The organism is Gemella parahaemolysans, from assembly GCF_053758945.1.
This window is the reverse complement of sequence record NZ_JBSMTP010000005.1, coordinates 118,464-131,839: the sequence shown is the minus strand read 5'-3', so window position 1 is coordinate 131,839 and position 13,376 is coordinate 118,464. Positions and strand designations below refer to the sequence as shown.

The following is a 13,376-nucleotide window of genomic DNA, read 5'->3' as shown; positions in this document are numbered from 1 at the left end:
CGGACGGAACAGTAACAGTACCAAACGACAAATTACCAGAAGCGAAAACAAATGAAACGCCAAAAGTAAAAGAAGATGGAAAACTACCGAAAGCAGGAAACGAAGTAGAAGTACCAGCGAAACTAGTTGGAACACCGGGAGTAGATGAAGAAGGAAACCCAATCACGCCACCAGTTGTAGAAGTACCAGAGTACACAGGAGCAATTGGAACACCAGGAGTAGATGAAGAAGGAAACCTAATCACACCACCAGTTGTAGAAGTACCAGAGTACACAGGAGCAATTGGAACACCAGGAGTAGATGAAGAAGGAAACCCAATCATACCACCAGTTGTAGAAGTACCAGAGTACACAGGAGCAATTGGAACACCGGGAGTAGATGAAGAAGGAAACCTAATCACACCACCAGTTGTAGAAGTACCAGAGTACACAGGAACAATTGAAACACCGGGAGTAGATGAAGAAGGAAACCCAATCATGCCACCAGTTGTAGAAGTACCAGAGTACACAGGAGCAATTGGAACACCGGGAGTAGATGAAGAAGGAAACCCAATCACGCCACCAGTTGTAGAAGTACCAGAGTACACAGGAGCAATTGGAACACCGGGAGTAGATGAAGAAGGAAACCTAATCACACCACCAGTTGTAGAAGTACCAGAGTACACAGGAGCAATTGGAACACCGGGAGTAGATGAAGAAGGAAACCTAATCACACCACCAGTTGTAGAAGTACCAGAGTACACAGGAACAATTGGTACACCAGGAGTAGACGAGAATGGAAACTTAATCACACCACCAGTTGTAGAAGTACCAGAGTACACAGGAACAATTGGAACACCAGGAGTAGATGAAGAAGGAAACCAAATCATTCCACCAGTTGTAGAAGTACCAGAGTATACTGGAACTATTGGTTCAACAGGAGTAGATGAGAATGGAAACTTAATCACACCACCAGTTGTAGAAGTTCCAGAGTACACAGGAACAATATCTACACCAGGAGTAGATGAGAATGGAAACTTAATCATACCACCAGTTGTAGAAGTTCCAGAATACACAGGAACAATTGGTACACCAGGAGTAGACGAGAATGGAAACTTAATCACACCACCAGTTGTTGAAGTACCAGACTTCAAAGATGGTGTAAATGGTGAACTTCCAGATCCAGCAGAATTACCAAAAGTTCAGTTAATTATCACTAAATGGACTAATGAGGATGGTAAAGAGCTTAAAGCGGCTGATGCGAAAGCTCCAGCAGTTTTAGGTGAAGCTAATGAAGCATTAGAAGCTGGAGAAATCGAAGGATACGAATTCGTAAGAACAGAAACTAAAGATGATGTTGTAACGCATATCTTTAGAAAAGTTACTCCAACTAAACCAACAAAACCAGCAGATAACGGAGAAGAGCAAGGTGGAGATAACAAACCACAACCAACTCCAACTGCTAAAGTAGAAAAAGCTACAAAACGTCTAGCAAATACTGGTGAAGCTGAAACTAATACAGGGTTAGCAGGTTTAGGATTAGCTGTACTAGGAAGTTTATTAGCTGTTGCTAAAAGACGTAAAAAAGATGAAGAATAGTAATTACTAAATCATCGATAATAAATTTTTGAAATTATCTGTTTAGATAACTGAAGAAAACAAGAAATCCAAGAATGAATCAAAATGTTCATTTCTTGGATTTTTTGTCTGTATACTAAATTTGGGAGATGGGAAGAAATCCCAGCTGTGAATTTGATGAAAAGAGATAAGAGATTTTCTAGTAAGTATATTAGTATCAAATTATTTCTTTATTATATGTTTTATTACGTGTCTGACTACTAAAAAATGCTGTTTTATGCTAAAATTATATATGTTATAAATACATGGAAGAAATAAAGAGAAAGGAACTTTTGAGATGAAATATACTCCAATGATAGAACAATATCTGAAGATAAAAAAAGATTATCAAGATACGTTTGTATTTTACCGTCTTGGTGATTTTTATGAGATGTTCTTTGAAGATGCGACTAGAGCGTCAAAAATATTAGAAATAACTTTAACTGCTCGTGATGGAGGAGCTGAAAAAATTCCTATGTGTGGAGTTCCATTTCACTCATCAGCAGCTTACATTGATACTTTAGTTAATAACGGATATAAAGTAGCGATATGTGAACAAGTTTCTGAACCTGGTCAAGGGAAAATTGTAGAGCGTAAGGTAGTTCAGGTAATCACACCAGGGACTTATATGAACTACAAAAACTACGATGAGAATAATTACCTAGGTAGTGCATATGTAAAGGATAATAATATCTACTTCGCGTTTTGTGACATTATGACAGGAGATAGCCGTTGTACTGTTCTTAAAAACATGACTGACCTTCAGGATGAAGTACTTAAGAATAACATTAAGGAAGTAATTAGCATAAAAGATCAAGAGTTGGATATTAGTGCTTATATTACTGAAGTTGATTTAAATAAGGAGATTACTAAGGAGAAAACAAGTAATATTACTGATAGTAATCTTCGTATTGCATGTGATGTTCTTTTAGATTATATAGAAAAAACTCAAAATAAAGATATTTCGAGCTTAAAAGATTTTGAAGTATATTTCAAAGATAAGTTTGTTTATATGACGAACTACTCGTTAAAAAACTTAGAAGTTACTCAAAACATGGCTAACGGAGGAAAAAAAGGTTCTCTTCTTAGCATTGTGGATAAAACATCAACAGCTGCGGGTTCAAGAAAACTTAAAAAATGGTTAGAAAATCCATTACTAGATTTTAAAGAAATTAAAAAACGTCAGGAAATCGTAGAAGATTTTACTAAACATTATTTTGAAAAAGCTGATGTGAAAACTAGTTTGAAAGAAGTATATGACCTTGAGAGAATCTCTACAAAAGTTTCTTATAATATTGTAAGTCCTAAGGAATTATTAAATCTAAAGAAAACATTGGCTCAAATACCAGAAATTAAGAAATTGTTATTAGGATTTGAATCTAATAAATTAAAAGATATTGCAGAGAATATCGATGAATTAACAGATTTATACGACTATCTTGAAGCGACAATTCACGAGGATGCTGGTCAAACAGTTAAAGATGGAAATGTAATTAAATTAGGTTTTAATGAAGAATTAGATAGTTATAAAAATGCTAGTAAAAACGGGAATAGAATATTATTAGAAATCGAAGAACGTGAAAAAGAGAGAACTGGGGTTAAAAATCTAAAAGTTGGATACAATAAGATTTTCGGTTACTTTATCGAGGTGTCTAAAGTGGGGCTTAAGACTATAGATCCAACAGAACTAGGTTATCATAGGAAACAAACACTTTCCAATTGTGAGAGATTCGTATCTGAAGAACTGAAAAAAGTTGAAGAACATATCGTAAACTCTAGGACAAAAATTGAAGAGTTAGAATTACAACTATTCCAAGAAGTTAAGACGAAGATTCATAATTATATAGTAAGATTACAGAGAGTTGCGAATACTCTAAGTGATATTGATGTGTTTGTTTCATTGTCTGATGTAGCGGAAGAATATGGTTATGTAAAACCTGAATTCAATGATAATAATATTATTGATATTGTTGATGGTCGCCACCCGATTGTCGAAAGAAATGTGAGTGCTGATAGTTATATTAGTAATGATTGCAAAGTAGATAAAGATAATAATATCTTGCTTATTACAGGACCGAATATGTCTGGTAAATCTACTTATATGAGACAACTTGCTCTAATAGTGATTCTTGCACAAATTGGATCTTTCGTTCCAGCGACTTCTGCGAATCTACCAATCTTCGATAAAATATTTACGAGAATAGGTGCGAGTGATGATCTGGCTGGTGGTAAATCAACGTTTATGGTTGAGATGATTGAAGCGAAGAATGCTTTAGTCGAATCTACTGCAAATTCATTATTAATTTTTGATGAAATTGGTCGTGGAACATCGACATATGATGGTATTGCCTTAGCTCAATCGATATTAGAATACATTAATAATACTATCAAATGTAAAACATTATTCTCAACTCACTATCATGAGCTTACAAAATTGGAAAATATTACCCAGGGAATAAAAAATATCCACGTTTCTGCGAAAGAAGATCATGGAAAGCTAATTTTCTTATATAAAATTAATGAAGGACCTATCGAGAAGAGTTATGGTATACATGTTGCTCAACTTGCTCATCTACCAGAAGATGTTATTGTAGGTGCTAATAAAATCCTAAGAGAATTAGAAAGTGGTAATAAAGGTAGTGAAGATCTAGTAGATAATGCTAGATATAACAAAGTGTTATTAAGTGATGTTTCATCATCAGAATCTGAAGAAAAACTAAGAGAAAAAATACATCAAGAACTAGAAAAAGAATACAGTAGCAGAGTAGTTAAAGAAGATGTTGTAAAAGTAGACGAAGAAGTTTTAAGAGCACAACTCCGTCAAGAACTAGAAAAAGAACTTAAAGAAGAATTAGAGAAAACTATTAGAAAACAACTAAAAGCTGAAGAGAAATCGAAGAAAAATTATGCAAAATTACAATTAGATTTCGATAGTGATAATGATAAATTTGATGAAATCAAAAAGCAATTAGAAAGTGTAAACTTCTTAGAAACAACTCCAATGCAGGCATTTAATCTTCTTTATGAATTACAACGAAAAATAAGTGAGGATGTGAAATAAATTAAATGGGAAAAATAAATATATTATCTGCAGAATTATCAAATAAAATAGCAGCAGGAGAAGTTGTCGAAAGACCTTCTTCTGTTGTTAAAGAGCTTGTGGAAAACTCTATCGATGCAGGAAGTACTAATATCAAAATTATAATTAAAGAATTTGGTATCCAACAAATTAGAATTATTGATAATGGTAGTGGTATTTCTAATGATGATTTGGCACGTGCGTTTTTACGTCATGCGACTAGTAAAATAAGTGCTGACTATGATTTATTTCATATAGAAACGCTAGGCTTTAGAGGAGAGGCATTAGCGAGTATTTCATCAGTAAGTAAAGTAGTAATTAAGAGTTGTGCAGGAGAAGCACAAGGGAAAATGTTAGTTCTTGAAGGTGGAAAAGTAGTTTCTGAGGAATACTATGCACCTATTAAGGGGACTGATTTAAGTGTAGAGAATTTATTTTATAATACACCAGCAAGGTTGAAATATCTGCGCAATCCGCATACAGAACAAGCAAATATTACTAATATTATTCATAAGTTCGCTCTATCTTATCCTAATGTAGCTTTCGAACTACATGTAGATGGAAAGATTACTTTTAAAACTTATGGTGATAGTGATGTTCATAAGATTTTATCTAAAATCTATAATATGGGTGTTGCTAGAAATATGATTGAATTTAGCGGTAATAACGATGATTACAAAGTATTTGGTTATATTTCTGTTCCTGAAGAGACGAGAGCTAGTAAGAATTATATAAATATTTTCATCAATGGTCGTTATATTAAAAATTATGGAATTCAAAATGCTATAATTGATGCTTACGGAACGCTATTAATGATTAATAGGTATCCTTTATGTGTAATTAATATCGAGATGGATCCAATTTTATTAGACGTAAATGTGCATCCAACTAAGCAAGAAGTGAGATTATCGAAAGAAGCGGAGTTAATACGTTTAATCAAAGAGGTTATCGCTGAAAGATTAAGTAATTATACATATATTCCACAAGGTATGAATAATGTTCTTACTAAAAAAGAAAAAGCGAAAATCGAAAAAATAAATTTCTTAGATGAACTGGATAATAAATTTGGAGATGTAGAAGACAAGAATATTTTTTCAGAAGAGAAAAAAGAACCTGAGGTTGATTTAGAAGTTGAACTTAGTTTCCCTGATACTCAAGAAGAAGTAGTAAGTCATGTTATTCAAGAAGATGAACTTCTTTTTGGAGGAGACTTGTTAACTAATTCTCGTGAAGAAAAAACTCCAGTACAAAGTAAAGAAAACACGTTTAATCAAAGAAGTAAAACTCAGAGAATTAAGAGTGATTTACCGGATTTAAGTTATAGTTCACATCCTCGTGATAATAGAAATAAGTTTGGTGATAAACCTACTAAAAAAGAGATAGAGAACTTCATGAATTTCTCTAAAAAAGAAGATAACGCAAGTTATGATGATCGTACAGAAAAAGTAGTTTCTAATGTAGTAAAAGATGATAGTCATTTTAATGAAATCAAAGATGCGAAAATTGTTCAAGATGATGATACAAAGGTTCGTACGCTACCTGATTTAAAAGTATTGGCACAAATCTTTAAAACATATATCTTATCAGAGGCTGACAATAAGTTATTCCTTATAGATCAGCATGCTGCTGCAGAAAGATATAATTATGAGAAATTACAACGTGAATTTATTGAAAGAAAGAATTATAAAAAACAGATGTTAATACCGCTTATGTTTGATTTTTCTGTAGAAGAAGCGGCTGAGGTTCGTAATAATTTAGAAAAATTTGAAGAACTTGGTATTGTTTTTGAGGAGTTTGGAGATAATTCTTATGTTGTTCGTGAATTTCCTGGTTGGATAGAAGAAGATGAAGAGCAAATGATAAAAATTATTGTTGAGAAGGTTCTTAGAAACAACAATATAACTTTCAACGAATTAAGAAATGATGCAATTGCTATGGCAAGCTGTAAAATGTCTATAAAAGCAAATCAAGTTCTTACAGATTTTGAGATGAATAAGGTTATTAGTGATCTTTATGAATGCAAGAATCCATTTACGTGTCCACATGGACGACCGATAATTACAAAAATGGAGAAGAAAGATTTAGAAAAAATGTTTAAGCGTATAGTGTAGGAGGTAAGATGGAAAAAATACCTTTAATAGCGATAGTCGGACCAACTGCAGTTGGGAAAACGTCACTTAGTATAGAACTTGCAAAAGAGTTCGACTGTGAAATAATCTCTATAGATAGTGTTCAAATTTATAAAAAATTTGATATAGGTTCTGCAAAGGTGAAAAAAGAAGAAATGGATGGGATAGTTCATCATCTGATAGATGAACTAGAACCTACTGATACATGTTCTGTCTATGATTTTCAAAAACTTGCACGTAAGAAAATTGAAGAAATATATGCTCGAGGGAAGATGCCTTTATTAATCGGTGGAACTGGTTTTTATATGAATGCTGTTCTAAATAATTATGAGTTTACTGATTTAGAGGAAAAAACTTATGATATTGATGTCGATATGGCAAGAGAATATCTAAAAGTGAATTATCCAGATACCTATAATGCGATTGACCTAGAAAATCATCGTCGTGTAATTAATGCATATAATTATGTGATGAATGAAAAGAAATCTGTAACGGCAAATAACAATGGAGATACCGTTCTAGATTGTTATAATCCATTTTTAATAGTTCTTAATACCGATAGAGAAGTTCTATACAATCGAATTAATAAGCGTGTTGAATTGATGTTTGAAGAAGGGCTTGAGCAGGAAGTTAAAGAAATTATAGAAGAATATGGTCTAGAACTGCAAGCTCTAGGAGCAATAGGGTATAAGGAGATGATTCCGTATCTTAATGGTAATGTTTCTAAAGAAGACACTATTGCAGATATTTCTCAGAATTCACGCCGTTATGCAAAACGTCAGTTAACATGGTTCAGAAACAAAATGGATGGAACTTGGTACGATACCGCCAATGATGGACTTTTGGCAGACGTTACAAAAGACATCAAAGGAAAATTTAGGGAGTGACTCAAAAATCGTGATTTCTGGAAACAAGATTTTGTCGAGTCACCCCCGCACAGTTTATTAGATATCTAAAAAGCTTTTATAAAGCGAATTTAGATATCAATAAACCACTGCGTCTATGAGTTTTCTTGTAATTTTATTAAAAATCTAGAACGTTTAGAGCAACCTCTTTTTTAAAATTTATAACAAGATATAATTTATTATATAATAGATTGAACTCTAATTGTGAGAAGATATATTATGAAATTTTAAAATATTTCAAGAGGTTTTCTAATTTAACTAGAGTTTTTATTCGTTATGTGCTAAACTAGTAATACTAAAGATTCTCAGTAAATAGGAGGAGAAGATGAATTCATTTAAATATCTTAAGCCGAAGTTATTTAGTGTAATGAAAAATTATACAAAGGAACAATGCTTAAAAGATATAATTGCTGGTTTGATAGTAGCTGTTATAGCATTGCCTTTATCAATTGCTTTGGCAATTGCATCTGGGGTTAATCCAGAACAAGGTCTTTATACTGCGATTATAGCAGGTTTTTTTATTTCATTTTTAGGTGGAAGTAGGGTTCAAATTGGTGGGCCTACAGCTGCTTTTGTTGTTATTATATATGGAATTATAGCTGAACATGGAATTGCAGGATTAACTGTAGCAACCCTTATGGCAGGAGTTATGTTAATTCTAATGGGGTTATTTCATTTTGGGGACTTAATCAAATTTATTCCTAAAACAATTACTATTGGTTTCACATTAGGGATTGCTATGGGAATAGTAGTCGGTCAGGTGAAAGATTTCCTAGGATTAAGTATGGGAGCAGTTCCAGCGGAGTTTGTTGGAAAATTAGTAGCTTACGGGCATAATATAAAAAGTATTAGTTTTGTCACTTTAGCGATAGGATTACTTGCCATACTAATTCAAATATTTTGGCCAAAGGTATCGAAGAAAATACCGGGTTCTTTAATCGCAATACTAGTTACAACATTTTTAGTAGCTATTTTCAAATTACCGGTTAAAACTATTGGTGATCTATATACGATTAAAGCAGGGCTTCCTAGCTTTACAATGCCTACAATTTCATTTTCACTAATTAGAGAGATGATTTTACCGGCATTTACAATCGCAATATTAGCCGCTATAGAATCGCTATTATCTGCTGTAGTATCTGATGGTATGACAGGAAGCAAGCATAAATCTAATGCAGAATTAGTAGCCCAAGGTGTAGGGAACTTTATGTCGGCACTTTTTGGAGGGATACCTGCAACAGGCGCAATTGCGAGAACAGCAGCTAACGTAAAAAATGGTGGTAGAACACCGGTATCTGGAATGGTACACGCATTTACTTTATTACTAATATTATTATTTTTAATGCCATATGCATCGTATATTCCGATGAGTTGCTTGGCTGCGATATTAATAATTGTAGGGTATAATATGAGTGGTTGGCGTATTTGTGTGCGAATGTTAAAGACTGCACCGAAAAGTGATATAGCGGTATTAATTATTACTTTCTTGTTAACATTATTCTTCGATTTAGTAATCGCGATAGAGTTCGGTATGGTATTAGCCGCGTTCTTATTCTTAAAACGTATGGCAGATATTGCAGAAGTAAGACAATGGGCATACAAAGGCTCATCTGATGATGATAAGTTATCTGAAGAAGTTGATTTAAAATATGTCCCTGATAATACTATAGTTTATGAAATTTTTGGAGCTTTATTCTTCGGAGCAGCAAATGTATTTACTAACTTTGAACATGGAGAAGGAAAAAATGTTTTAATTATAAGAATGCGTAATGTTCCAGCTATGGATATTTCGGGATTAGAAGTACTAGAAGAAATATTGGAGACTTGTAAAAAACGTGGTTTGACATTAATACTTTCGCACGTAAATGAACAGCCATATCATGTTATGGAAAAGGCTGGATTTATAGAAAAAATGGGTAAAGAAAATATATGTGAGAATATCGATGTATCTTTAGAAAGAGCGGAGAAGTTAGGACAACAATAGATTTAGGTAAATTTTAATTACAGTCTAAAGTTCACCTAAGGTACGAGATATATAATATAAACATAACAAAACTTAATAATATTTTTTTTCATAATATATGGGGCTGATTATTTTATCGGCCCCTTTCTCCATTCTAAGTTGTATATATGGGTAATTTTTTGTACAGGTAGTGTAATATAATAAATTTAAATGGAGGTGAATATTATGAATTCAGAAATTTTATTAGAAGTATTTTCGATGATATTCTGTATTTTTTATTTGATAGTATGTGGAATATCTAGAGAGATAATTAAAAAAGAGAAAATACTTTTAACAAAGTTATCAGATGAAGAGATAGAGTATTTTAGTACTAAGAAGACCAATACGAAAATATTCTGGATGGTAAATCTAGGGACAGCTATTCTGTGTTGTATCTATCTATTTATCTCAATTATAAATAAAGGACTACTGATAGGAGTCTTTGGAGAAACATTAAATAAAGTAATAAATTCTATTATTATTGTTATTATTTTATTACCATATTTATTGGAACGTATCAATGTTATTCGTTGTTATAACAAGATAAAACAAAGGATAGAGGTCAAATAGGCGTTAATATTGTTAAATATGAATTTAATAAAATTTTAAGACAATTGGTAAAATATTTATCGATTGTCTATTTTCATGAAAACTAAATTATTGACAATTGTAAACTATAGAGGTAGAATGAACTCATTAGTATTTAAAAAATCACTAATAAGTTTTTTAATAAGATAATAGTCAAAAGATTTTACTGATTTGGAATTGCTTTTCATTATTCATAAAAATGAAGAATAAATGTAAAAACAAAAAATACCTTTGAAATTTTAAGATAAAGTGTATGTCCATAGTATTATCACTGATAATACTTGTGACTTTAGGTAGGGAGTGAAAATAAGTGAATAGTCTATTAAAATACTCAAGCATGTTTTCTAGAAAAAAATATGAAAACAACTCATTATATGAGTACTATGCTAGAAAAAATGGTTTGCAAGGTAAATCGCTATTAATCTTAACCTGTCTTTATTATACAAAGGATGGAATAACTCAAAATACTATTTGTGAAAAAACATATTCTACGAAACAAGTAGTTAGTGCAGCAATGAAAACTTTTAAGGAAAAAGGATATATTTATTTTGAGGAACAAGAAAAAGATAGGCGAGAGAAAATAGTTAGACTGACAGAAAAAGGTTACTTATATGCATCGAAAATTTTGGATCCTCTAAGAGAGGCTGAAGAAAAAGCAATAGGACAACTTTCAAATGATCAACAAAAACTATTTATAGAATACTATACAATCTTTAATGATAATATGAAGAAAAATATTGAAAAACTAGTATTGAAAGGAGAAATATAATATGATTAAATATAATAATGTTTCATTATGTTGTTCCACAAATGGGTTAATACTTGATGGATTGAATTTTGAAATACAAGAAGGAGAGTTTTTTGTTCTAGTTGGACCTAGTGGAAGTGGAAAAACAACAACATTAAAATTAATAAATAGGTTAATAGAACAAACTGAGGGTGATATTCATTTTGAAGATAAGAGATTGAAAGACTATGATTTAAGGGAATTAAGACTTAAAACTGGATATGTTCTTCAACAAATTGCACTGTTTCCGAATCTTACGGTTGCAGAAAATATTGCGCTAATTCCAGAAATGAAAAACTTTGATAAAAAGGAAATTAAAGAAAAAACAGAAGATTTACTAAGAAAAGTAGGATTGGATCCTAAGCATTATATGAATCGTCTTCCTAAAGAACTTTCTGGAGGAGAGAAACAGAGAGTTGGAATATTGCGAGCGATAATTGCTAATCCTAAAATTTTACTGATGGATGAACCATTTTCGGCACTAGACCCACTTAGTAAAGTTCAATTACAGGATTTAATAAAAACTTTGCACAATGAATATAAAATGACGACGGTTTTTGTAACTCACGATATGGATGAAGCGATGAAACTTGCTGATAGAATTTGTGTTTTAAAAGAAGGTAAGGTGGTTCAAATTGCTACACCAGAAGTACTAAAAGAAAATCCTGCGGATGACTTTGTTCGTGAATTTTTTGCAAGGGGGAATAAATAATGAATTTAGTAAGTACATTTTTAGAAAGAAAGAGCGATTGGATAACTGGCTTATATGAACATCTTCAAATTTCATTATTATCACTTATTATTGCAATTTTTATAGCAGTTCCGTTAGGGATAATTATTTCGGGGAATAAAAAGACAAGTGAATGGTTCTTACAAATTACGGGTATCTTCCAAACTATTCCTTCTCTTGCATTACTAGGTTTATTTATTCCGTTTACGGGTATAGGGACATTACCAGCAGTCGTGGCATTGGTAATTTATGCAATATTTCCAATATTACAAAGTACGATTACTGGATTATCGGAGATTGATCCATCGTTAGAAGAAGCTGCAACAGCCTTTGGTATGACAAAACTAGAGAAGTTGAAAAAATTTAAACTTGCACTTGCTATGCCAATACTTATGAGTGGTGTGAGAACTGCGAGTATTATGATAATTGGTACAGCAACTCTTGCCGCTTTAATAGGAGCAGGTGGATTAGGTTCATTTATTTTACTAGGAATAGATAGAAATAACTCAGCGTTAATTTTAATTGGAGCTATTTCATCTGCAATATTAGCGATTCTATTTGGGTTATTAATTAAATTTTTACAAGATAAAAAGCCTAAAACAATTTTAGCTTCATTACTTGCAGCTGTAGTGGCTTTAACTATCAGCTTCCTTCCAGTTGGAAAAATATCTAATGATAAACTAATAATAGCTGGAAAAATAGGAGCTGAGCCTGAGATATTAATTAATATGTATAAACTTTTAATAGAAGATGAGACTAATATTGATGTTGAGGTTAAACCTAATTTTGGTAAAACAAGTTTCTTATACGAGGCGTTAAAAGGTAAAAGTATTGACATTTATCCAGAATTTACAGGTACAGTTACTACAACATTATTAAAAACACCTCAGACTGTTGCTTCTAATGATCCTGATGAGGTTTATGAGGTTGCTAAAAATAAAATTTTTGAACAAGATAGTCTTGTGTACCTAAAACCTACAAAATTCCAAGATACTTATGCTTTAGCCGTAACAGAAGATTTTGCAAATAAAAATAAATTAAATAATATTTCAGACATAAAATTAGTAGAAAATTCTTCAAAAGTTGGATTCTCATTGGAATTTAATGATAGAGAAGATGGTGGTATAGGACTTAAAAATCTTTATCACTTAAATTTAAATGTTAAAACTATGGAAATAGCGTTAAAATATCAAGCTATTTCAAATGGTGATGTAAATATTATCGATGTATTCTCAACGGATAGTAAAATAATAACTAATAAGCTTAAATTATTAAATGATGATAGACATTTATTCCCACCATATCAAGGAGCACCGTTGTTAAGAGAAGAGACGTTGAAAAAACATCCTGAACTTGAAAAAATCTTAAATAAACTTTCTGGAAAAATAACAGAAAAAGAAATGACGGAAATGAACTACAAAGTAGATATTGAAGGTAAACCTGCTTATGATGTAGCAAAAGAATACCTACAAAAAGAAGGATTAATAAAAAAATAATCTAGTATCTATAACAAAAATAAGATGAGAAATTCCCAAGCCTTATGCTTTGGGAATTTTTTCTT

The 13,376-nt window shown here is 31.9% G+C and carries 9 protein-coding genes; all 9 read left to right on the top strand.

The genetic code is table 11. The features are described 5' to 3' along the window. The coding region (locus tag ACWOBP_RS04965; protein WP_455337734.1) for an SIALI-17 repeat-containing surface protein at positions 1–1,577 on the top strand (1,577 nt) is incomplete at its 5' end. Between the two features lie 316 nt (positions 1,578–1,893). Further along, positions 1,894–4,656 (top strand): DNA mismatch repair protein MutS, encoded by a 2,763-nt coding sequence (mutS, locus tag ACWOBP_RS04960; RefSeq protein WP_455337733.1) that lies wholly within the window; start codon positions 1,894–1,896, stop codon positions 4,654–4,656. 5 nt (positions 4,657–4,661) lie between these two features. Further along, the gene (gene mutL, locus ACWOBP_RS04955) at positions 4,662–6,785 is read left to right on the top strand and encodes a DNA mismatch repair endonuclease MutL (RefSeq protein ID WP_455337732.1); all 2,124 of its coding nucleotides are present in this window, start codon (positions 4,662–4,664) and stop codon (positions 6,783–6,785) included. An 8-nt stretch (positions 6,786–6,793) separates the two neighbouring features. Continuing rightward, positions 6,794–7,690 (top strand): tRNA (adenosine(37)-N6)-dimethylallyltransferase MiaA, encoded by an 897-nt coding sequence (gene miaA / locus ACWOBP_RS04950; RefSeq protein WP_455337731.1) that lies wholly within the window; start codon positions 6,794–6,796, stop codon positions 7,688–7,690. A gap of 343 nt (positions 7,691–8,033) precedes the next feature. Further along, entirely contained in the window at positions 8,034–9,692 is a 1,659-nt protein-coding gene (locus tag ACWOBP_RS04945) for a SulP family inorganic anion transporter (protein ID WP_455337730.1), read from the top strand. Positions 9,693–9,896: 204 nt separating this feature from the next. Next, positions 9,897–10,280, top strand: a complete 384-nt coding sequence (locus tag ACWOBP_RS04940; RefSeq protein ID WP_455337729.1) for a hypothetical protein — start codon at positions 9,897–9,899, stop codon at positions 10,278–10,280. 328 nt (positions 10,281–10,608) lie between these two features. Beyond that, a complete protein-coding gene (locus ACWOBP_RS04935; RefSeq protein ID WP_455337728.1) occupies positions 10,609–11,067 on the top strand; it encodes a MarR family winged helix-turn-helix transcriptional regulator in 459 nt (152 codons plus the stop codon). Position 11,068: 1 nt separating this feature from the next. Further along, a complete protein-coding gene (locus ACWOBP_RS04930) occupies positions 11,069–11,797 on the top strand; it encodes an ATP-binding cassette domain-containing protein (RefSeq protein WP_455337727.1) in 729 nt (242 codons plus the stop codon). After that, positions 11,797–13,311, top strand: a complete 1,515-nt coding sequence (locus tag ACWOBP_RS04925; RefSeq protein ID WP_455337726.1) for an ABC transporter permease/substrate-binding protein — start codon at positions 11,797–11,799, stop codon at positions 13,309–13,311. The genes ACWOBP_RS04930 and ACWOBP_RS04925 overlap by 1 nt, the downstream gene beginning before the upstream one ends. Positions 13,312–13,376: the final 65 nt, after the last annotated feature.